Annotated in this window: 20 protein-coding genes; 13 read left to right on the top strand and 7 right to left on the bottom strand. The window is 69.0% G+C overall.

The window, feature by feature from the left end; all coding sequences use genetic code 11:
* Window positions 1–113: 113 nt before the first annotated feature.
* Window positions 114–545 carry an Lrp/AsnC family transcriptional regulator gene (locus tag L3Q65_RS26505; RefSeq protein WP_037715277.1) on the top strand — a complete coding sequence of 144 codons (432 nt, stop codon included), beginning with the start codon at window positions 114–116 and terminating at the stop codon, window positions 543–545.
* Between the two features lie 7 nt (window positions 546–552).
* Here L3Q65_RS26505 and L3Q65_RS26500 read toward each other — a convergent pair whose 3' ends face one another.
* Window positions 553–1,041, bottom strand: a complete 489-nt coding sequence (locus L3Q65_RS26500) for a GNAT family N-acetyltransferase (RefSeq protein ID WP_237596953.1) — start codon at window positions 1,039–1,041, stop codon at window positions 553–555.
* A gap of 37 nt (window positions 1,042–1,078) precedes the next feature.
* On the bottom strand, window positions 1,079–1,801 hold the full coding sequence (locus tag L3Q65_RS26495) for a VOC family protein (RefSeq protein ID WP_182891214.1): 723 nt from the start codon (window positions 1,799–1,801) through the stop codon (window positions 1,079–1,081).
* A 151-nt stretch (window positions 1,802–1,952) separates the two neighbouring features.
* Here L3Q65_RS26495 and L3Q65_RS26490 point away from each other — a divergent pair, with 151 nt between their 5' ends.
* Window positions 1,953–2,639, top strand: a complete 687-nt coding sequence (locus tag L3Q65_RS26490; RefSeq protein ID WP_237596952.1) for a GNAT family N-acetyltransferase — start codon at window positions 1,953–1,955, stop codon at window positions 2,637–2,639.
* On the opposite strand, the gene L3Q65_RS26485 is transcribed toward L3Q65_RS26490, so the two are convergent.
* On the bottom strand, window positions 2,618–3,460 hold the full coding sequence (locus L3Q65_RS26485) for an alpha/beta fold hydrolase (RefSeq protein ID WP_237596951.1): 843 nt from the start codon (window positions 3,458–3,460) through the stop codon (window positions 2,618–2,620). The two genes, L3Q65_RS26490 and L3Q65_RS26485, sit on opposite strands and share 22 nt — an antisense overlap.
* Before the next feature lie 163 nt (window positions 3,461–3,623).
* Here L3Q65_RS26485 and L3Q65_RS26480 point away from each other — a divergent pair, with 163 nt between their 5' ends.
* The 3 genes from L3Q65_RS26480 to L3Q65_RS26470 are packed head-to-tail and all read left to right on the top strand — an operon-like array spanning window position 3,624 to window position 6,464.
* Window positions 3,624–4,394: a thioesterase II family protein gene (locus L3Q65_RS26480; RefSeq protein WP_182891217.1), complete on the top strand. Its 771-nt coding sequence runs from the start codon at window positions 3,624–3,626 to the stop codon at window positions 4,392–4,394.
* Entirely contained in the window at window positions 4,387–5,955 is a 1,569-nt protein-coding gene (locus L3Q65_RS26475) for an acyl-CoA carboxylase subunit beta (protein WP_182891218.1), read from the top strand. The genes L3Q65_RS26480 and L3Q65_RS26475 overlap by 8 nt, the downstream gene beginning before the upstream one ends.
* Complete coding sequence (locus tag L3Q65_RS26470) at window positions 5,955–6,464, top strand: acyl-CoA carboxylase epsilon subunit (protein WP_370648120.1); 510 nt, start codon at window positions 5,955–5,957, stop codon at window positions 6,462–6,464. The genes L3Q65_RS26475 and L3Q65_RS26470 overlap by 1 nt, the downstream gene beginning before the upstream one ends.
* A 327-nt stretch (window positions 6,465–6,791) precedes the next feature.
* On the opposite strand, the gene L3Q65_RS26465 is transcribed toward L3Q65_RS26470, so the two are convergent.
* The 3 genes from L3Q65_RS26465 to L3Q65_RS26455 are packed head-to-tail and all read right to left on the bottom strand — an operon-like array spanning window position 6,792 to window position 9,837.
* Window positions 6,792–7,445, bottom strand: coding sequence for a response regulator transcription factor (locus tag L3Q65_RS26465; RefSeq protein WP_067580506.1), 654 nt, complete (start codon window positions 7,443–7,445; stop codon window positions 6,792–6,794).
* A 23-nt stretch (window positions 7,446–7,468) separates the two neighbouring features.
* Window positions 7,469–8,584: a sensor domain-containing protein gene (locus L3Q65_RS26460; RefSeq protein WP_182891219.1), complete on the bottom strand. Its 1,116-nt coding sequence runs from the start codon at window positions 8,582–8,584 to the stop codon at window positions 7,469–7,471.
* The gene (locus L3Q65_RS26455) at window positions 8,575–9,837 is read right to left on the bottom strand and encodes a nucleotide disphospho-sugar-binding domain-containing protein (protein WP_182891220.1); all 1,263 of its coding nucleotides are present in this window, start codon (window positions 9,835–9,837) and stop codon (window positions 8,575–8,577) included. Before L3Q65_RS26455 ends, L3Q65_RS26460 begins: the two co-directional genes overlap by 10 nt.
* Before the next feature lie 232 nt (window positions 9,838–10,069).
* Between L3Q65_RS26455 and L3Q65_RS26450 the strand changes: the two genes are divergently transcribed.
* Entirely contained in the window at window positions 10,070–11,002 is a 933-nt protein-coding gene (locus L3Q65_RS26450; protein WP_182891221.1) for a proline iminopeptidase-family hydrolase, read from the top strand.
* Window positions 10,995–11,954: an ACP S-malonyltransferase gene (locus L3Q65_RS26445; protein WP_182891222.1), complete on the top strand. Its 960-nt coding sequence runs from the start codon at window positions 10,995–10,997 to the stop codon at window positions 11,952–11,954. Before L3Q65_RS26450 ends, L3Q65_RS26445 begins: the two co-directional genes overlap by 8 nt.
* Here L3Q65_RS26445 and L3Q65_RS26440 read toward each other — a convergent pair.
* Complete coding sequence (locus L3Q65_RS26440; protein WP_037810574.1) at window positions 11,947–12,192, bottom strand: phosphopantetheine-binding protein; 246 nt, start codon at window positions 12,190–12,192, stop codon at window positions 11,947–11,949. The genes L3Q65_RS26445 and L3Q65_RS26440 overlap by 8 nt on opposite strands.
* Before the next feature lie 131 nt (window positions 12,193–12,323).
* On the opposite strand from L3Q65_RS26440, the gene L3Q65_RS26435 reads away from it, so the two are divergent.
* From L3Q65_RS26435 to L3Q65_RS26410, 6 genes are all read left to right on the top strand, one after another.
* Window positions 12,324–13,820: an AMP-binding protein gene (locus L3Q65_RS26435; RefSeq protein ID WP_182891223.1), complete on the top strand. Its 1,497-nt coding sequence runs from the start codon at window positions 12,324–12,326 to the stop codon at window positions 13,818–13,820.
* Between the two features lie 122 nt (window positions 13,821–13,942).
* Window positions 13,943–15,412, top strand: coding sequence for an AMP-binding protein (locus tag L3Q65_RS26430; protein ID WP_237596950.1), 1,470 nt, complete (start codon window positions 13,943–13,945; stop codon window positions 15,410–15,412).
* On the top strand, window positions 15,409–16,623 hold the full coding sequence (locus L3Q65_RS26425; RefSeq protein ID WP_182891224.1) for a type III PLP-dependent enzyme: 1,215 nt from the start codon (window positions 15,409–15,411) through the stop codon (window positions 16,621–16,623). The genes L3Q65_RS26430 and L3Q65_RS26425 overlap by 4 nt, the downstream gene beginning before the upstream one ends.
* Entirely contained in the window at window positions 16,620–17,096 is a 477-nt protein-coding gene (locus L3Q65_RS26420; RefSeq protein ID WP_182891225.1) for a cobalamin B12-binding domain-containing protein, read from the top strand. The genes L3Q65_RS26425 and L3Q65_RS26420 overlap by 4 nt, the downstream gene beginning before the upstream one ends.
* Window positions 17,093–18,361, top strand: a complete 1,269-nt coding sequence (locus tag L3Q65_RS26415) for a methylaspartate mutase (RefSeq protein WP_237596949.1) — start codon at window positions 17,093–17,095, stop codon at window positions 18,359–18,361. The genes L3Q65_RS26420 and L3Q65_RS26415 overlap by 4 nt, the downstream gene beginning before the upstream one ends.
* Window positions 18,358–19,554 carry a cytochrome P450 gene (locus tag L3Q65_RS26410; protein WP_182891227.1) on the top strand — a complete coding sequence of 399 codons (1,197 nt, stop codon included), beginning with the start codon at window positions 18,358–18,360 and terminating at the stop codon, window positions 19,552–19,554. The genes L3Q65_RS26415 and L3Q65_RS26410 overlap by 4 nt, the downstream gene beginning before the upstream one ends.
* Window positions 19,555–19,608: the final 54 nt, after the last annotated feature.

Raw genomic sequence — 19,608 nt, 5'->3', positions numbered from 1 at the left:
GGCGATCAGGGATCCAGACTTGACGGGGAACTGTGGAATGATGGCCCGGTTGTGGAGTCTTGGTTGGACGATTGGCTTACGAGGTGGCACGGATGTCCCAGCCGGGTGGACAAATGGCAGCAGCGCTGGACGAGGTCGACCTGAAACTGATCGCCGAGCTGAAGAAAGACGGCCGCGCCTCGATGCGCGCCCTCGCCGAACGCGCGCACATTTCGCGGGCCGGCTGCTACACGCGGGTGGAGCGGTTGCACCGCGAGGGAGTGATCACCGGGTACGCGGCGGTCACCGATCCGCGCCGGATGGGACAGGGCCTGGCGGCGTACGTGTACCTGAAGGTCACGCAGAACTCGTGGCGCACGGTGAGCGCGGAACTCAAGCACATCCCGGAAATCGAACACGGCGGCCTGGTGTCCGGGGACAACGACCTGATCCTGTTCGTGCGGACCCGCGACGCGGACAGCCTGCGCGACTTGGTGTTCGAACGGTTGCAGAACATGCCGGACGTGCTCTCCACGCACACCGTGCTGGTCTTCGACGAGCTGTGAGCCTTCGTCAGGCCGGTTTGACCAGGTAGACCGCGAGCCGGTAGATCCCGGTCGCTTCGAACGGCATCGGCGCGCGGCGGTAGCCGGCCCGTTCGTAGAGGGCGATGTTGCGTTCGCTGGCCGCGCCGGTGAAGAGGACGAACTGCTTCGTTTCCGGCGGAGCGTGCCGTTCAGCGTGCTCTAGCAGGAGCCGCCCGAGGCCGCGCCCCGCCAGGTCCGGCGCGACCATCAAGCGGCCGATTTCCCAGCCGCCGTCCTCGACCGAGCGGGCGCGGACCGCGCCGACGAGCCGGTGTCCCTGCCGGACGACCCAGCTGCGCCAGGTCGTGATCGCCTCGCGGACCTCGGCGAGGTCCTCCCGCAGCGCGGGATGCGCCAGGGTGTTGTTGAGCAGGGCTTCCTGCACCCAGCAACACCGCTGGAGCACCATCAGCTCGGCGGCGTCGTCGGGGGTCGCGGGGAGCAGGGTCGCGCCGGGGAGGGTTTCGAGGTCCACCTGTCCTGTTCTAGCACCGGTTCAACGGAGTTGGGGCTCAGGAACCAAGAACGAACTCCGCGCCGAACGGGTCCTTGATGGTCACCATGCGGCCGTACGGGCTGTCCTGTGCTTCGACGATCTCGCCGCCGTGCTCGACCGCCCGCGCGCCTGCAGCGTCGGCGTCGGTGGCGAGGAACAGGGTGCCCCACGCCGGTGCCGCGGCGGACGGGTCGCCGATGATCCCGCCGATTTCGTGGCCGTCCGGGCGGCGCAGGAAGGTGAAGTCGACGCCGGTCAGGTCTTCGTTGCCGTCGAGGGTGAAGGCGAAGACCTCGCAGTAGAAGTCGCGTGCTGGCTTGGGCGCTGGGGTGACGAGGTCGTTGCGCATCAGGGTGCTGGGTTCGTTGACGAGCCGGGCGCCGGGGAGCTCGCGGCCTTGCCAGAGCCCGAACCGCGCGCCGGTCGGGTCTTCCGCGACGGCTACGCGGGCGTGCTCTCCGTCGTCGCGGGGTTGGTCGACGAGCTTGCCGCCTGCGGCGGTGACGGCTTTCGCGGTGCCGTCGCAGTCGTCGGTGGCGAAGTAGACGGTCCAGACCGGCCGGGGGCCGGCTGCTTGGCGCAGGCCCGCGACGGGGAGGTCGCGCAGCAGGCAGTGGCCGCCGTCGAAGGTCCAGCCGAGGACGGCGCCGTAGAAGCGTTGCGCGCGGCGAAGGTCCGGCGCGGCGAGGTCGATCCAGGTCGGAGTGCCGAGCGGCTGGTTGCGGTCGACGGTGCTCATCGAGGTCCCTTCGTCGGTGATGGCGGCGACGGTATGGCGGATTGCGGACAGCTGCGGTCCTCGGCCGCTCACCATGTGGGAGGCGGTGGCCGGACCCGGGATGGCGCACGCATTCTGGAGGAGCACCCTGGATTTGGAATGGCAGGCGAGAATGAGCACGTCCCCGCTCGAAAACCCCGCTTGGGCCGCGTTGAGCGGCCCGCACGCGTCGTTCGCGGAGCAGAAGGGGCAGGTGTTGCGGTATCCGGTGGATGTCTCTCCGTTCCTCGCCGTGCCGGACCAGCCGGACGAACACGTGTGGCACGACATCGCCGACCTCGTCGGACCGGGCGCGTCGACGCTCGTGGTCGGCCGGATCGGGACGCCGCCGCCCGCGGGCTGGACGGTGGAAGCCGAGCTGACCGGTGTGCAGATGGACGGTTCGGCCGCTCCCGCTGCCGCCGACCCGGAGGCGGTGCGGCTGACCGAGGCGGACGTGCCGGAGATGCTGGATCTGGTGTCGCGGACGAAGCCGGGCCCGTTCCTGCCCCGGACCATCGCCCTGGGTGCCTACCTGGGCATCCGCCGCGACGGTGCGCTGGTGGCGATGGCGGGCGAGCGGATGCGCCTGCCGGGGTGGACGGAGATCAGCGCGGTGTGCACCGACCCGGCGTTCCAAGGGCAAGGTTTGGCGGCCCGGCTGGTCCTGGCGGTGGCCGCGGGAATCCGGGAACGCGGGGAGCGGCCGTTTCTCCACGCGGCCGGGACGAACACCGGCGCGATCCGGTTGTACGAGAAGCTGGGCTTCCGGCTCGCCCGCGAGATGCAGTTCGGCGCCTATCGGGCCCCCTCGCTGTAGCCGGCGGTTCCGGCGAGGATTTCGGCCAGGCCCGTCGGGCGGAGCAGCGGGTCGATGTGGCCGACCGGCAGCGAGTGGACGTCGAAGGGGTTGTCGGGGGTTAGGGCGTCGGCTTCTTCGATGAAGTGGTCTTGCAGCGCGAGGGGCATGCTGGCGTCCTCGGTCAGCCGGACGTAGCTGTGCGCGACCTTGCCCCAGGCTGCCCGGTCGACGAGGTCGGTGCCGGCGTCTCGCGATTCGTCGGGGTCGAGGGTCGAGAGGAAAGCGATGATCTCTGCGTCGGCGCCGTCGGTGGTCCACGCGTGGTTGAGCGCGGTCAGGTGCGCGGGATCGGTGGTGCGCCAGTTCATCCGGACGGCACCCAGGCGTTTCGGGTCGCTGACGGGGATCAGGCCGACGTCGGGTGGTCTGAAGGCTGGCGTGGCGAGGTAGTCGGCCGCGGTGCCGGTGACACAGCACCAGGCAGAGACGTAGACGGTTCGGGCCAGCAGATCTGGCACCGCGTTGGCGACACTCGTGACGGTGAAGCCGCCTCGGCTGTGGCCGACCAGGACGACCGGACCGTGTTCGCGTACGCGCCGGATGAGGTCGATGACGTGCGCGACGTTGTCGGCGTGCGTGATGCCAGCCATCGGTGACGGTAATTCGGCGAAGGCTGCGAGGTCTTGGGCCTGGTAGGCGGTGGAGAACCCGGCGGTGCCGTGACCGGGAAGGTCGACGGCCAGGCTGCGGTGGCCGCGCAGGGCCAGTTCGCTCTGGAGCGCGGTGAAGCAGCGTCCGGTGGCGTGGGAGCCGGGGACGAGGACGAACGTTGGCTGCATGCGAATGATTCTTCCGGGCTAGGGGGCGGGCGTGACTGTCCATTGTGGATCTAGGGGGAGCTAGGGGTCGTTGCGCGTGGTGGGCGCGGTTACCGTGGGTCGGCGAAGAAGGATCCGTGGCCGGGTCGTCCCGGCGCAGACGTCGGAAAGGCGGTGGGACGACATGACGGGTAGCGCGAATTCCGACGAGGACAGCTGGTTTCGCCGCTTCCACACGTCGCCCGAGGCGAAGGCAAGGCTGGTGTGCCTGCCGCACGCCGGAGGTTCGGCTCCGTTCTACTTCCCGGTTTCGCGGGCGCTGACGCCGGACATCGAGGTGCTGGCGGTGCAGTACCCGGGCCGCCAGGACCGGCGGCACGAACCCTTCCTGACCACCATCGACGCGCTGGCCGACCGGATCGCCGAGCTGCTGCGCGGCCGCGACGACCTTCCGCTCGCGCTGTTCGGGCACAGCATGGGCGCGATGATCGCCTTCGAGGTGACCCGGCGGCTGGAGGCCGCGGGCACCGAGGTGGACACGCTTTTCGTCTCCGGCCGCCGGGCTCCGTCGCGGCATCGGGACGAGAACGTGCACACCCGCACCGACGACGGCGTGATCGACGAACTGCGCCGGTTGAGCGGCACCGAAATGGACCTGCTCGGCGACGACGACGTCGTGCGGATGATCCTTCCCGTGGTGCGCAACGACTATCGTGCCGTGGAGACCTACCGGTACCGGCCGGGCTCGCCGCTGGCCGCCCCGGTGGTGGCGTTTACCGGCACCGCCGACCCGGTCGCCTCGGTCGACGAGGTCCGGTCGTGGGGCGACCACACTTCGGCGGGCTTCGAGCTGGTCCCGCTCGCCGGCGGGCACTTCTTCCTGACCCGTCACCAGGACGTGATTCTCCAGTACTTGACCGATCGGCTTGTCGACAAGGGGCGTGCACATGTCTGAGGCACTGGCGGTCGGATTCGACAGCAAGCTCGAGGAACTGCGGGAGATCAAGGAGGCCGCGCGCCGCGGTCCCGACGACACCGCGACCGCCCGGCAGCACGACCGCGGCAAGCTGACCGCGCACGAGCGCATCGAACTGCTTCTTGACCCTGGCTCGTTCACCGAGATCGAGTCCTTGCGCCGGCACCGCGCGACGGCCTTCGGGCTCGAACACCGCAAGCCGTACTCGGACGGTGTGGTGTGCGGCTGGGGGACAGTGCACGGACGCACGGTTTTCGTGTACGCCCACGACTTCCGCATTTTCGGTGGCGCGCTCGGCGAGGCGCACGCGCAGAAGATCCACAAGGTCATGGATCTCGCCGCGGCGGCCGGTGCTCCGCTGGTTTCGCTCAACGACGGTGCCGGCGCGCGGATCCAGGAGGGCGTGACCGCGCTCGCCGGGTACGGCGGGATTTTCCAGCGCAACACCCGGTCTTCGGGGGTCATTCCGCAGATCTCGGTGATGCTCGGCCCGTGCGCGGGCGGTGCCGCTTATTCGCCCGCGTTGACGGATTTCGTGTTCATGGTGCGCGAAACCTCGCAGATGTTCATCACCGGCCCGGACGTGGTGCACGCGGTGACCGGCGAGGAGATCACCCAGAACGGTCTTGGCGGCGCGGACGTGCACGCCTCGACGTCGGGGGTCGCCGCGTTCGTTTACGACGACGAACCCAGCTGTCTCGAGGACGTGCGGTACCTGATTTCCTTGCTGCCGTCCAATAACAACGAGGCGCCGCCGGTGGAGCCGACGGCCGATCCGGCGGACCGCCGCACGGACAAGCTGCTCGAGGTGGTGCCGACGGACGCGGCCCGCGCGTACGACATGTGTGCGGTGATCGAGGAAATCGTCGACGACGGCGAGTTCCTTCAGGTGCACGCCGCGTGGGCGACGAATGTGGTGTGCGCCTTGGCACGGCTCGACGGGCAGGTGGTCGGGATCGTGGCGAACCAGCCGGCGACGCTCGCCGGCGTGCTCGACATCGAGGCGAGCGAGAAGGCCGCGCGGTTCGTGCAAACCTGCGACGCGTTCAACATCCCGCTGGTGACGCTGGTCGACGTGCCGGGGTTCCTGCCCGGGGTGGACCAGGAACACGGCGGCATCATCCGGCACGGGGCGAAGCTGCTGTACTCCTACTGCAACGCGACGGTGCCGCGGGTGCAGGTGATCCTGCGGAAGGCCTACGGCGGCGCGTACATCGTGATGGACTCGCGGTCGATCGGCGCGGACGTTTCGCTCGCGTGGCCGACGAACGAGATCGCGGTGATGGGCGCGGAAGGCGCGGCGAACGTGATCTTCCGCCGCGAGATCAACGCGGCCGACGACCCGGAGGCGGTGCGGCGGCAGAAGATCAAGGAGTACAAGACCGAGCTGATGCACCCGTACTACGCGGCTGAACGCGGCCTGGTCGACGACGTGATCGAGCCCGGCCGGACGCGGGAGATGCTGATCCGGTCGCTGGCGATGTTGCGGGCCAAGCACGCCGAGGTTCCGGCGCGCAAGCACGGGAACCCGCCGATGTGATGGGGGTTCCGGGGATGCGGTCAGGCGTGGGGGATGTGATGACGGCGGGTGCGGGGTTGGAGGTTCTTGCTTCGGTTGGCGAGTCGGGTGCGCGCGGTGAGCCCGGCGGGGTGCCGGACGGTGTGCGCCAGGCTGCCGGGACGCACGGTGAACGGTGCGCGGTGACGGCAGGGTACGCAGATTCGGCCAGGACGAAGCCTGCTGAGGCGTCGCGGGAAGCTGCTGGGCTGGAGTCTGCTCCTGCGCCTGATGAACGACGTGCCGCGGCGGTAGCGGATGCGGCTGAGCGGGATGCCGTTGGAGTGCGCGGTGAACAACGCGCTGCGGTGGCAGCGCCCGCAGTACGTGTGGTGCGTGGGAATCCGGATGACGTTGAAGTTGCTGCACTGCTAGTGGCATTGGCCGCTGTCGGGCAGGCCGCGGCGGGTGGGCACGAGGAAATTGCTGTGCCGTCACCTCGGCGACCGTTGGCAAGGTTTGTTCCGGCGACGAGCTGGCGGGCGCGGTAGCTCGTCCCGTCCATGGGGTGAGGGAGCGGGGCCCGCATCGGTGCACAGCGATGCGGGCTTTTCGCAGTACCGCGGTTGTGGTTTCGGCGACTGCGCGGAAGACGGGTCTTCGGAACAGTCGGCTCGGGCGGAAGGCCGGTCTGGAAGGCAGGAGCGACCGGCGGCGGGGGACAGAAGCGCGAGTGGCGTCAGTGCGGGTGGCGGAAGCTTTGCGCCACAAGAGAACGACTACCTCGTCCACAACGGACGACAGGGGAACGGGTCCAAGATCCATATCCCCAAGCTACCGCCGCCGGTCGAACATCTGCACGGTATCGATCCGGTGAATCAGGCGTGGACCGCGGTGCTGTCCAGGTACGTGAGGACGGCGCGGATGCGGCGGTTCTGGTCCCGGCTGGCTTCCAGGCCGAGCTTCGCGAAGATGTTGCTGATGTGGTTTTCCACGGCTCCCTGCGTCACCACCAAAGCCTTGGCGATGGCCGTGTTCGACAAGCCTTGCGCCATCTGCGCCAGTACCTCGGTTTCCCGTGCGGTCAACGCCTCCAGCGGATCCCGGCTGCGGGACAGCATCTGTGCGACTACGTCCGGGTCGATGGCGGACCCGCCGCCGGCGACGCGGCGGACCGCTTCCAGGAAGTCCGCGACGTCGGCGACTCGTTCCTTAAGCAGGTAGCCGACGCCGGACGTGCCTTCCGCGATCAGGTCTACCGCATAGCTTCCTTCGACGTACTGCGACACCACCAGCACCGGCAGGCCGGGGATTTCCTTGCGCGCGGCCAAAGCCGCGCGCAGGCCCTCGTCGGTGAAGGTCGGGGGCATGCGGACGTCGGCGATCACCAAGTCGGGGCGGTGGTCCCGGATCGCCACCAGCAGGTCGTCGCCATTGTCGACCGCGGCGGCGGTTTCGATGCCGACGTCCGCGAGCAGGCTTTGCACTCCGGCGCGCAACAGCACCGAGTCTTCCGCGATCACGACGCGCATTTCTCTTGCCTCCACAACAGGATTCACCAGCGGACGGGCAGATCGGCCCGCACGACGGTGGGGCCGCCGGCGGGACTGACGACGGTGAGCACGCCGTCGATCGTGGCGGCGCGGTCGGCCAATCCGGCCAGGCCGCCGCCGGGGCGCATCGAGGCGCCGCCGTGGCCGTTGTCGGTGATCTCGACGACCACGGTGTCGTCGTCGCGGGTCACTCGCACGGACGCGCGGTCGGCGCCGGAATGTTTGGTCACGTTGGTGAGCGTTTCGCTCACGATGAAGTACGTCGTCGTTTCGACGGGTGCGGGCGGCCGGGGTTGTACGGTAACCTCGACCTCAATAGGGATAGGCATTCTTGCGGTAAGAGAAGACAACGCCGCGTCCAGGCCGCGGTCCTGGAGCACCGGCGGGTAGATGCCGCGCGCGAGGTCACGCAACTCCGAGACAGCGAGTTTGGCGTCGGCGTGCGCGGCTCCGATGAGTTCGCGGACCGCGGTCGGGTCGTCGAGGTCGAGTTTGAGCTGGGCGCGGCCCAGGCTCATCGCGACGGACACCAGCCGCTGCTGGGCGCCGTCGTGCAGGTCTCGTTCGATCCGGCGCCGTTCGGCCTCCACCGCGTCGACTCCGCGCGCTCGCGAGTTCCGCAGCTGCTGCGTGCGCGCTTCCAGTTGCGCGGTGCGGTTCGGGCCGAGGAACGACGCCGCCAGTTCGCCGTGCATCGTCCCGATGCGCGGCGCCACGAAAATCCCGAAAGGAGGTACTGCGATGGACACGACGCCCGCCACGAATTCCACGATGCCCAAAGGAAAAGCGATGAGCACGAAGGCGAACTCGCGCCAGGTGGCGGGGTCGAGCAACCGCGCCTGCCACACCGCGAGCAGGCCCGGTCCGGCCGGTCGCCTGCGCGCGGGTTCGGAGATGGTCACGCCGAGCATCCGGTGCGCCCAGCGTCGTTCGAAGGCGCAATACGACCGCATCAGCGAGGTCGCGACCAGCAGGACGGGGATGCCGATCCACAGCATCGTCGTCGCGACGCCGGCCAGCATGGTCACCAGGATCAGCACGAACGCGGCGAGCCGGATCGGGAGGCTCAGCACGAGAAACCCGATCGCCCGCATGGTCGGCGGCCGCGTCACGGGCATAGCGCGATCCGTTCCAGTTCCGGCACGAGGTCGTCGAGCGTGGGCGTCGCCAGCATCTCGTCGCGCACCTCGAGCGCGCATTCGCGAAAGGACGGTTCTTCCAGCAGCCGGCACACTCCTGCCCGGACGCTCGCGGGCGTCACGTCCTCGAGGTCCACCAGCAGCCCGTTGCCGCGCTTCACCTGTGCGACCGCCGAGCCGCGTTCGCTCCACGTGGTGCCCGGGATGACCAGCTGCGGGACGCCGTTCACGACCGCGTTGCTGATCGTCGCGCCGCCGCCCTGGTGCACGATCGCGGAGCACGAGGCGAGAAGTTCGTTCATCGGCACGAAATCGACCGCACGGACGTTGTCCGGGATTGTGCGCACGGACGCGAGCTGGCTCGCGTTCAGCGTGGCGATCACTTCGATGTCGAGGTCGGCGAGGCCGTCCAGCAGGTCTCCGACGGAGGTCTCCTCGATGCCGAGCACCTGCCGGTTCGAGATGCCGAGGGTGAGCATCACCCGCGGCCGCTCCGGCTGCTCCAGCACCCAGGAGGGGATTGCCATCGGCTTGTTCTGCGGGACGAACCGGGCCGGGACGTAGTCGACGTCCACGCCGTCGTACCGCAGATACGACGGATGGCAGTCGATGGTCCGCACGCCGTAGCGGAGAGTTTCGTCGTAGTCCGCGCCGAACCGGCCGACCGCGACGGACATCCACGTCACGAACGGGTCCGGCGACGTGTCCTCGGGGCGGCTGGCTCTGAGGTCGCGGTACTGCGCGCCGATGCGGGCGGTCTGGTCGGCGGCGTACATCATCCGCAGGTGCGGTACCCCGAGCGCGTGCGCGACGATCGGCGCGGCGTAGATCATCGGGTCCCACACGACGAGGTCCGGCTGCCATTGCCGGGCGAAGCGGACGAGTTCGTCGAGCAGCGAATCCGGCGTGGTCCAGCGGAACACGTCGACCCAGTGCTCGTACACGTTGCGCACGTACTCGTCGGTGTAGCGCTCGGGACGGCTTTCGGAGATCCGGAAGTCGCCCTGCATCGCGTTGTTGCCGTCGACCTGGAGCTGGCGGTGCCGGGCGATGTCGAGTTCGTCGCCGAACCACATGGCGTCCAGCCCGGTTTCGGCGAACGACGCGACCTCGCGCGGGTTGCATTGCCCGACGAAGCGCACCTCGTGCCCGGCCGCGGCCAGCGCCCAGCCCACCGGAGCCATGCTGTAAACGTGCGTCCTCGTCGGGAAGACCATCAGCATCACGCGCATCGCGGCAGCTCCGGGTTCGTAGGCACGGGAGAACAAGGGAAACGGTAGGGCCGTGCTCCGTCCGGGCCCACCCGGTAGGGGACCCCTGAATCCGGCGCGGGCAAGGAGGATTTGGCTCGGCTTTAGATGCCCCTTAGGGGCTATGGCGCGCGGGCCGCGGCAGATAGACAGGTAATCGGATCCGGCCGCGCTGCGCCGGAGACGGACGAGGGAGGCGAACGAGGTGATGAGCATGGCCATGGAGCCCACCGCGAAAGGCTGGGTCCCGTTCGGCGAGCACCGCACCTGGTACCGGGTCACCGGGCAACCGGGAGGAGCGGCTCCCGCTGTGGTCGTGGTGCACGGCGGGCCGGGCAGCACGCACGACTACCTGCTGAGCCTGACCGAGCTCGCCGGGCACGGATTCCCGGTCGTGCACTACGACCAGCTCGGCAGCGGCGGATCGAGCAGGCTGCCGGACGCCGATCCTGGGTTCTGGAACCCGGAGCTGTTCGGCGACGAGCTGGACAATCTGGTGCACCGGCTGGGCATCGAGGACAACTACGTCCTCTATGGACAGTCCTGGGGCGGGCTGGTCGTCGCGCGGCACGCGGCCGAACGTCCGGACGGCCTGCGCGGGCTGGTGATCGCCAACTCTCCCGCGTCGTACGAGTTGTGGCGCAGCGAGATGGACCGGCTGCGCGCGCTGCTCCCGCCCGGCGTCGACGAGGGCCTGCGGGCGCACGAGGCCGCCGGCACGACGGACACGCAGGAGTACTTCGACCTCATGCGCGTCTTCTACGACCGGCACGTCTGCCGCGTGCTGCCGTGGCCAGCCGACTACGTCGCCTCGTTCATGGAGATGGCCGACAACAACACCGTCTACTCGGTGATGAACGGCCCCAGCGAGTTCACCGTCTCCGGCACGCTCGCGGACTACTCGGTGATCGACCGCCTCGACGACATCGAGGTGCCGACCCTGCTCATCTCCGGCGCGCACGACGAGGCCACCCCGGCCACCGTGCAGCCGTACTACGACCGGATCCACGACGTGCGCTGGGAGATCCTCCCGGAATCGAGCCACGTCCCCCATCTCGAGGAACCGGAGCGGTTCCGCGAAATCCTGCTGGGATTCCTTCAGCAAGTCCATTCCCCCGCCGAAAGAGAGGTCGCCAGTCATGGATGAGGCCAGCCAGGCCGGATCGGCGGTCGTGTTCCCCGGGATGAGCCCGTGCCGGTTCGTCGACTTCGGCAAGTTCCTGCTCATCAACCCGTTCGCGCGCAGGCTCATCAAGGACGCCGACGACCGGCTGGGCTACTCGCTGGTCGACCGCTTCCGCGAGGCCGAGGGCGACTACTCCGAGTACGCTCAGGTCGGGTTCATGCTCACCTGCGTCGCGCTCGCCGAGTGGGCCGAACAGGAGTACGGGATGAGCCCGGACTACTGCACCGGCCCGAGTTTCGGCGAGAAACCGGCCAGCGTGTACGCCGGTTCGCTCACTTTCCCGGATGCGGTGTGGATGACCGCGAAGCTCGCGCAGTGCCTCGACGAGTTCTTCGCGACCGAGCACACCGACGTCGTCACGCACTCGTTCGTCCGCACGCCGGAAGAGAAACTGCGCGACGCGCTGACCGAACTGGACGGGCGCGGCGAATGGTCGGACATCTCCTGCTACATCGACCACGACTTCTACATGGTCTCGGTGCGGGAGCGGAACCTCGACTGGCTCAAGCAGACCGTGCGGGGCATGGGCGGGCTGTCGCTGTACACGATGCGTCCTCCGCTGCACTCGCGCGCGTTCGGCGCGTTGCGGCGCAAGGCCGAGGACGAGGTGCTCGGCGGCCTCGACTTCCATGATCCCCTCCTTCCGATCATCGCCGACCAGGACGGTTCGGTGCTGCGGTCCGGCGAGCAGGTCCGCACGATGCTGCTGGACAGCATCGTCGAGCCGCTGCGCTGGCCGGACGTCGTCTCGTCGCTCGAACAGCTCGGCGTGCGCAAGCTGTGGGTGGCCGGGCCGGACACGCTGTTCGGCCGCGTCCGTGCCACCACCAGCCGGTTCGAGGTGACCACGGTGAACCCGCGGCTCGCGCTGCAGCCGCGGCGGCGCGGCGCGGGTCCCTCGCGGGTCAGCTAGCCGGCTGCAGCTTCGACAGCGTCGTCCAGAGGCGTCCGGGGTTCTCGAACGTCTCCAGGTTCAGCGCGTCGTCGGAGAACCGGACGTTGTACTTCTCCTCCAGCACCGCCAGCAGTTCCACCGTGGCGAGCGAGTCGAGGCCGTACTCCTTGAGCGGGGTCTCGGCGGTCAGCGCTTCGTCGGCGGGCAGGAACGGAAGGTACGGGCGGAGGGCTTCGTCGAAAGAGCTGTCCCACATGGCTACTCCGGTGGCTGGGTCGGGCACTTCACCAGGCAGGGAAACCGACCGCCCGGTTCGGTTTTGAACCTTACCCCGCGCCGCCGCTCCTGAGCGACGCGTCGGGACCCCTATTCAGGCGGAGGACCATGATGGACACCACGACCACCTCGGGACTGCACGCGCGGTTTCTGCGCGGGCTGGCCCGTTCCGAGTCCCGGCCGGCGGTCAGCGTCGGCGGGCGGACGCTGACCTACGGCGAGCTGCACGAGCGGGCGTTGCTGTGGGGCGGCGCGCTGGCGGAGTCCGGCGCCCGCACGGTAGGGGTGCTGGCAGGCAAGGGCGTCACCGCCTACGCCGGGATTCTGGCCGGGTTGTACGCGGGGGCGACGGTTGTCCCGCTGCGGCCGGATTTCCCGGCGGCCCGGACCGCGCAGATGGTCGAGGCGGCGGAGGTGGACGCGATCATCGCCGACGAACGCGGTCTGACCGTGGCTCCGCCGGTGCAGACCCTGCTGGCTCCGGAAGCCAGCCCGAAAGTACTGAAAGCGGCACGCGCGCTCAGCGAGCCCAGGCACGTGCGCCCGGAGGACTCCGCGTACGTGCTGTTCACCTCGGGCTCCACGGGACGGCCGAAGGGAGTCCGGATCGGCCACGGCTCCACCGAGCATTACTTCGGCCTGCTCGACGCGCGGTACGACTTCACCCCGGACGACGTCTTCTCCCAGACGTTCGACCTGAACTTCGACTGCGCGATGTTCGACCTCTTCTGCGCGTGGGGCGCGGGTGCGGAAGCGGTGGTCCTGCCGGGAGCGGCGTACCGGAACGTGCCGGCGTTCGTGGCGGAACGCGGACTCACCGTGTGGTTCTCCACGCCGAGCGCGATCGACCTGGTGCGTCGCACCGGACGGCTCACCCCGGGTGCGATGCCCGGTCTCCGGTGGAGCTTCTTCGCCGGGGAAGCGCTGACCGTGCGCGACACCGCGGACTGGCGGGCGGCGGCGGGCAATTCCGTCACCGAGAACCTCTACGGCCCCACGGAGCTGACCATCACCGTCGCCGGGTACCGGTGGGACGACGAGGAGAGCCCGCGGATCGCGGTGAACGGCGTGGTGCCGATCGGCGCGGTGCACGAGGGGCACGAGTACCTGCTCATCGACGAGAACGAGGCGGGAGAGGGCGAACTCGCCATCGCCGGACCGCAGCTGACGCCGGGCTACCTCGACCCGGCCGACGAGAAGGGCCGGTTCCTCGACCGCGACGGGCAGCGGTTCTATCGCACGGGCGACCGGGTGCGACGGCTCGGCGGGGACGATCTCGCCTACCTCGGGCGGCTCGATTCGCAGGTGCAGGTGCTCGGCTGGCGCGTGGAGCTCACCGAGGTGGAGCACGCGCTGGAGACGTGCGGGGTGCAGGCGGTGGCGCTCGGCGTCCAAGGCGACGCGGGGACCGAGCTGTTCGTCTTCTACACCGGGCCGCAGCGTCCGGTGATCGAACTGGTGCGGGCGTTGCGGGCGGTGCTGCCCGAGGGCGTGATCCCGCGGCGGTACGAACACGTCGAGGAGTTCCCGCTGAATTCGAACCGCAAGATCGACCGGAAAACCCTGGCGGCGCGGGCCGCGGAGATCCTCAGTCCGGTGCCTGCCTGAGCCGCCAGACTGCCAGCTAGGGGCCGTTAGGGGTGTGGATCACCGCCTGCGCGCGGATAACTTTCTGCGACGTCGGGGAGCTATCCCGCGCAGGCACGGTGATTCTACGAATCCTTTCGGGAGTGGCAGTCGTGAACGAATCCGGTTCTCTCGTCCATGCCCTGCTCGACGCGGCGGTGGCCAGTGCGCCGGACGCCGCCGCGGTGCGCGACCGGGCGGGGGTGTGGACGTATGCCGAGCTGGCCGCTTGGAGTCACGCGGTGGAGGCGGTCCTCGCGCGGCGCGGGGTCGGGCGCGGCGATCGCGTAGTCGTGCAGTTGCCGACTGACCGGGCGCTGGTCGCGCTCTTCCACGGGACTTCCCGCCGGGGTGCGGTGTTCGTGCCGATCAACCCGGCGATGAAGCAGTTCCACTTCGATTCCGTCGTCGAGAACGCCGAACCGGTGCTGATCCTGCAGCCCGCCGAGTTCGCTCCACTGTGGACGGAAGTCGAAGCGGCTTACCGCGAGGGGACGCGCGTCGAGCCCACTGACGTGGACCTGGACGACGTCGCGGTTCTCGTTTACACCTCCGGCAGCACGGCCGCGCCCAAGGGTGTCATCGGGCCGCACCGGCAGGTCACCTTCGCCGCGGGCGCGATCCAGGCGGTGCTCGGCTACCGCCAGGACGACGTCGTTTTCTGCCGGTTCCCGATGTCCTGGGACTACGGCCTGTACAAGGTTCTCCTCTCGACGCTCGGCCGCAGCGAGATCGTGCTGGCCGACGCCGAGTCCGATCTTCGGCTGCTGCAACGGATGCGCGAGGTCGGCGCGACGGTCGTCCCGATCGTGCCTTCGCTCGCGACGATGATCGCCACCCTCGCCGAGCGCGACCGCGGCGAAGCGGCTCCGGTGCGGCTGTTCACCAACACGGGTGCGGCGCTGCCGGATTCGACCATCGCGAAGCTTCGCGACGCGTTCCCCGGCGTCCGCGTCGTCCGCCAGTTCGGGCAGACCGAGTGCAAGCGGATCACCGTCATGCCGCCGGAGGAAGACACCGAGCGTCCGGGTTCGTCGGGCCTTCCCCTGCCCGGCACGACCGTGCACATCCTCGCCGCCGACGGAACTCCGTTGCCCGCTGGGGAAATCGGCGAGATCGTGGCCGCCGGTCCGCACGTGATGCCCGGCTACTGGCGCGCCCCGGAGCTGTCCGCACGAGCGTTCCGCCGCGACGAGGCCACCGGCGAACTGCGCCTGCACACCGGCGACTACGGCCGGCTCGACGAGGACGGCTACCTCTACTTCGAGGGCCGCCGCGACGACATGTTCAAGCGCAAGGGAATCCGGATGTCCACTTTGGAGATCGAGGCGGCCGCGATGGACATTCCCGGCGTGCGCGCGGCTGGCGCGATCCCGCCGAGCGAGACGCGTGACCTGGCGATCTGCGTGGAGAGCGAGCTGCCGCCGACCACGGTGCTCAAGGAACTGGCGCAGCGGCTCGAGCCGCAGAAGGTGCCCGCGCTGTGCCACGTCGTGGACGAGTTCCCGCTCACCGCGCACGGCAAGAACGCGACGAAGGAACTCGCCCTGCTGGTGGAAGGTGCCCGCAAATGAGCAAGTACGACGAGCTGGCCGCACGGTTCGGCACGCCGGCTTACGTGTACGACCTTGACGTGACCGCGCAGTCGCGTGCTCAGCTGTTCGGGCTGCTGCCCGAGGGGTTCGCGGTCTACTACGCGCTGAAGGCCAACCCGCATCCGGAGATCGCCCGTGAGCTCCGCGAGGGCGGTTGCCGCGCGGAGATCAGTTCGACCGGCGAGCTGGCCAACGCGCTGACCGCCGGGTTCGCGCCGGAGGACATCCTCTACACCGGCCCGGGCAAAACCGACGGGGAGCTGGACACGGCGATCGCCGCCGGCGTCCGGTTGTTCTCCGTGGAATCGCTGACTGACCTGCAGCATGTCGGTGCCGCGGCGGAACGGCAGGACACCGTCGCGCGTTGCCTGCTGCGGGTGAACACCACGCAAGGCAGTGCGTCGACCGGGATCCGGATGATGGGCCGCCCGTCGCAGTTCGGCGTCGACGCCGAGACTTTGCCGGAGCTGATGCCGCTGTTCAAGGCGGTTACTGGAGCCAAGATCGTCGGCGCGCACTTCTTCACGATGAGCAACGCGCAGGACGAGGACGCACTGCTCGGCGAGTACGAGTTCGTGCTGCAGTCGGCCGCGCAGCTGCGCCAGGAAGTCGGGCTGCCGCTGGAGTTGCTCGACATCGGCGGCGGGTTTTCCTCGCCGTACGCGGTTCCCGGCGAGCGCACCGACTACCCGAAGCTGCGCAACGGTTTGGAGCAGCTTCTCGACCTCTACCTGCCGGAATGGCGCAGCGGCGCGGTCGAGCTGGCGTGCGAATCCGGCCGGTATCTCTCCGGGACCTGCGGGACGCTGCTGGCTGGCGTCGTGAACGTGAAGGAGAGCCGGGGCCACCGGTTCGTCATTCTCGACGCCGGGATCAACGTGGTCGGCGGCCTTTCCGGCATCGGACGTCTGCTGCCCGCCGCGGTCGGCGTCGACCAGGCCGGGGACAACCCGGGACAGCTTGTCGGTCCACTGTGTACTCCCGGGGACTCGCTCTCGAAGGCCGCGAAGCTGCCCGAGCTGTCCGCTGGAGACCTGCTGACCGTGCCGAACGTCGGTGCGTACGGCGTTACCGCGAGCTTGATCAGCTTCCTCGGCCGTCCCGCGCCGACCGAGGTCGTGGTCCGCGGCGACGAGGTCATCTCAGTGTCGCGTTTGGACTATCAGCGGGCTTACGAGGTGTCGCCATGAGCGAGGAAGTCCGCGCTTACGGCAGCAGCATCATTGAAGAACCCAGTGCGCGCACGGTGATCGTGAGCAGCATGGCTTCGGACTCGCACACCTGGAACCTTGTCTACCTCGAACTTCTGGTGGGAGAACTCGGTTTCGACGTCGTGAACCTCGGCGCGTGCGTACCGGACGAGCTGCTGGAGTCCGAATGCGTCAGCCGCCGTCCGGCGATGCTGGTGCTGAGCAGCGTCAACGGGCACGGCTACCAGGACGGACTGCGAGTCGTGCAACGGCTTCGCGCGCAGCCGGAGCTGCGACGGCTGCCAATCGTCATCGGCGGCAAGCTCGGCACCGGCGGTCCGCTTTCTGACGAGCAGACCGCGGAACTGCTGTTCGCCGGATTCGACGGAGTCTTCGACGAGCAGAACGCCGCCGCCTTCCGGCACTTCGCGGCCACGCTTCCCGGCGGGGTCGGCCAGCTGGAGGGAGCGTGAGCTTCGAGCGGTTCGTCGCGCAGCGGCACGCGGCCGGGGAACTGGTCGTGCAACCGCGCATGGGCTTCGACAGTCCGGCCGCGATGCGCGCCGGTCTTGTCGCGACCAAGCACGCGAACGCCGCGACCGTCGGCACGCTCACGCTCGACAGCTACACTCGCGTCCGCGACACCGAGTCTGCGGAACACGCTTTGCGCAACGGAATTCCGCTCAACGGCTACCCGATCGTCAATCATCCGCCCGAGGTGACCCGGGCGATGCTCGACGGCCTCGAAGGCCCGGACTTCCCGGTGCAGGTCCGGCACGGGTCGGCGCGTCCGGTGGACATTTTCCGCGCGATGATCGCGGCTGGTCTGCACGCCACCGAGGGCGGCCCGATTTCCTACTGCCTGCCCTACAGCCGCACGCCGCTCGACGAATCCGTGCGGAACTGGGCGTATTGCTGCGATCTTCTGGTCGAGGCGGACCACCCGGGCGGCCGTCCGCATCTGGAGACGTTCGGCGGCTGCATGCTGGGACAGCTGTGCCCGCCGAGCGAACTCGTCGCGATCAGCGTGCTGGAGGCGCTGTTCTTCTACCGCAAGGGCGTGCGCAGCATCTCCGTGAGCTACGCGCAGCAGACGAACCTCCACCAGGACCGCGAAGCCGTCGCCGCGCTGCGCCGGTTGTGCGCCGAGCTGTTGCCGGAAGCGACCTGGCATGTCGTGATCTACGCGTACATGGGTCTCTTCCCGCGCACGCCGGACGGTGCGATGTTGTTGCTGGGCAAGGCTGCCGAGCTCGCGATGAGCACCGGTTCGGAGCGGCTGATAGTGAAGACCGCCGCCGAAGCGCACCGCATCCCGACCGTCGCGGAGAACGTGACCGCACTCGAACACGCGGCTGCCTCGGCGAAAGGCGTCAAGGCCATGGTGGACGACGACAACCAGGTCTACCGCGAGGCCTACGCCCTGGTCGACGCGGTACTCAACAGCCACGCCGATCTCGACCGCGCGCTCGTGGTCGCCTTCAAACGCGGTCTGCTCGACGTGCCGTACTGCCTGCATCCGGACAACGCGGGCCAGGCGCGCAGCACGCTCGACGCGGACGGCAGGCTCGGCTGGTCCGAGCTCGGTTCGCTGCCGTTGCGCGGGATCGCCGAGCGCGCGCCGAGCGGCCGGATCACCTCGTCGACGCTGATGTCGGCGCTGTCCTACGTCCAGCACACCCATGACACCCAGGCATTGGAGCAGCCGATGACCGCGATCGGAGGGGAACCGCGATGAGCACTCGCCGGACTGTCCGGGCGTATCCGTTCGACATGCACGAGACGTCCGTTTCCGAGATCTACCACCAGTTGCAGCGCGACGAGCCGATGAGCCGGGTGCAGTTGCCGTTCGGCGAACCGGCTTGGCTGGCGACGAAGTACGCCGACGTCAAGCTGGTGACCGCCGACCCGCGGTTCAGCCGCGAGCTGGCACAGGGGCTCGACCAGCCGCGGATGCGCCGCCAGCAGATGGGCGACGGCATCATGGGGATGGACCCGCCGGACCACACCCGCCTGCGCCGCCTGGTGATGAAGGCGTTCACCGCGCGCCGGCTGGAGGCGATGCGCGAGAGCGTCCGCACCCTGACGCACGAGCTGATCGACGCGATGATCGAGAAGGGCGCGCCCGGCGACATTGTCGAGGATCTCGCGCGGCCGCTGCCGGTCACGGTGATCTGCAACCTGCTCGGAGTGCCGAAGGAAGACCACACGATCTTCCGCGAGTGGACCCAGGCGCTGGTCAGCGATGCCACGGCGAAGGGCGACGTGCTCGACGTCTACGGCGATCAGCTGGACAACTACGTGGCGCAGCTGGTCGCGCAACGCCGCGAGGACCCGACCGACGACCTCCTCGGCGCGCTCGTCTACGCCCGCGACGCCGGTGACAAGCTCAGCGAGAACGAGCTCATTTCGATCGCCGGTGCGGGGCTGCTCACCGGTGGCGTGGAGACGGTGTCCTCGGCGCTGCCGAGCTTCGTCTTCACCCTGCTGACACAGCCGGAACTGCTCGCACAGCTGCGGGCGCAGCCGGAAATCCTGCCGACCGCGGTGGAAGAACTGCTGCGGTGGGTGCCGATCAACACCGCGGCGATGTTCGCCCGGTATGCCCGCGAGGATATCCGCATCGGCGACGTCGTGGTGCGGGCGGGCGATCCGGTGCTGCCCGCGCTGCACGCGGCGAACCGCGATCCGGAGGTCTTCGCGAATCCGGACGTCATCGACCTGACCCGCAGTCCGAACCCGCACGTCGCGTTCGGGCACGGCCCGCACCACTGCATCGGGGCGCAGCTGGCGCGGCTGGAACTGCAGGAGGCGCTGAAAGCGATTCTGGAGCGCTTTCCGGAATTGCGGCTCTCCGACGGCCGCGAGGGCGTGAAATGGGAGTACGGGGTGATCGTGCGCGGCCCTTCGCTGCTGCGCATCGCCTGGTGATTTCCCGCCCCTAACGACGTTTTCTGGGGATCCGGCGCGGCAAGAGCCCGCCAT

Origin of the sequence: Amycolatopsis sp. FU40 (assembly GCF_021903635.1) — a bacterium.
Classification (GTDB): domain Bacteria; phylum Actinomycetota; class Actinomycetes; order Mycobacteriales; family Pseudonocardiaceae; genus Amycolatopsis; species Amycolatopsis dendrobii.
Note: the sequence above shows the minus strand (reverse complement) of the source record. Positions and strands in the feature narration are given on the sequence as shown.

Excerpts from the sequence above, each read along its gene's own strand:
- L3Q65_RS26505 (WP_037715277.1), top strand. The coding sequence starts at position 114 with ATGGCAGCAGCGCTGGACGAGGTCGACCTGAAACTGATCGCCGAGCTG.
- L3Q65_RS26495 (WP_182891214.1), bottom strand. The coding sequence starts at position 1,801 with ATGAGCACCGTCGACCGCAACCAGCCGCTCGGCACTCCGACCTGGATC.
- L3Q65_RS26490 (WP_237596952.1), top strand. The coding sequence starts at position 1,953 with ATGAGCACGTCCCCGCTCGAAAACCCCGCTTGGGCCGCGTTGAGCGGC.
- L3Q65_RS26485 (WP_237596951.1), bottom strand. The coding sequence starts at position 3,460 with ATGCAGCCAACGTTCGTCCTCGTCCCCGGCTCCCACGCCACCGGACGC.
- L3Q65_RS26480 (WP_182891217.1), top strand. The coding sequence starts at position 3,624 with ATGACGGGTAGCGCGAATTCCGACGAGGACAGCTGGTTTCGCCGCTTC.
- L3Q65_RS26475 (WP_182891218.1), top strand. The coding sequence starts at position 4,387 with ATGTCTGAGGCACTGGCGGTCGGATTCGACAGCAAGCTCGAGGAACTG.
- L3Q65_RS26470 (WP_370648120.1), top strand. The coding sequence starts at position 5,955 with ATGGGGGTTCCGGGGATGCGGTCAGGCGTGGGGGATGTGATGACGGCG.
- L3Q65_RS26465 (WP_067580506.1), bottom strand. The coding sequence starts at position 7,445 with ATGCGCGTCGTGATCGCGGAAGACTCGGTGCTGTTGCGCGCCGGAGTG.
- L3Q65_RS26460 (WP_182891219.1), bottom strand. The coding sequence starts at position 8,584 with ATGCCCGTGACGCGGCCGCCGACCATGCGGGCGATCGGGTTTCTCGTG.
- L3Q65_RS26455 (WP_182891220.1), bottom strand. The coding sequence starts at position 9,837 with ATGCGCGTGATGCTGATGGTCTTCCCGACGAGGACGCACGTTTACAGC.
- L3Q65_RS26450 (WP_182891221.1), top strand. The coding sequence starts at position 10,070 with ATGGCCATGGAGCCCACCGCGAAAGGCTGGGTCCCGTTCGGCGAGCAC.
- L3Q65_RS26445 (WP_182891222.1), top strand. The coding sequence starts at position 10,995 with ATGGATGAGGCCAGCCAGGCCGGATCGGCGGTCGTGTTCCCCGGGATG.
- L3Q65_RS26440 (WP_037810574.1), bottom strand. The coding sequence starts at position 12,192 with ATGTGGGACAGCTCTTTCGACGAAGCCCTCCGCCCGTACCTTCCGTTC.
- L3Q65_RS26435 (WP_182891223.1), top strand. The coding sequence starts at position 12,324 with ATGGACACCACGACCACCTCGGGACTGCACGCGCGGTTTCTGCGCGGG.
- L3Q65_RS26425 (WP_182891224.1), top strand. The coding sequence starts at position 15,409 with ATGAGCAAGTACGACGAGCTGGCCGCACGGTTCGGCACGCCGGCTTAC.
- L3Q65_RS26420 (WP_182891225.1), top strand. The coding sequence starts at position 16,620 with ATGAGCGAGGAAGTCCGCGCTTACGGCAGCAGCATCATTGAAGAACCC.
- L3Q65_RS26410 (WP_182891227.1), top strand. The coding sequence starts at position 18,358 with ATGAGCACTCGCCGGACTGTCCGGGCGTATCCGTTCGACATGCACGAG.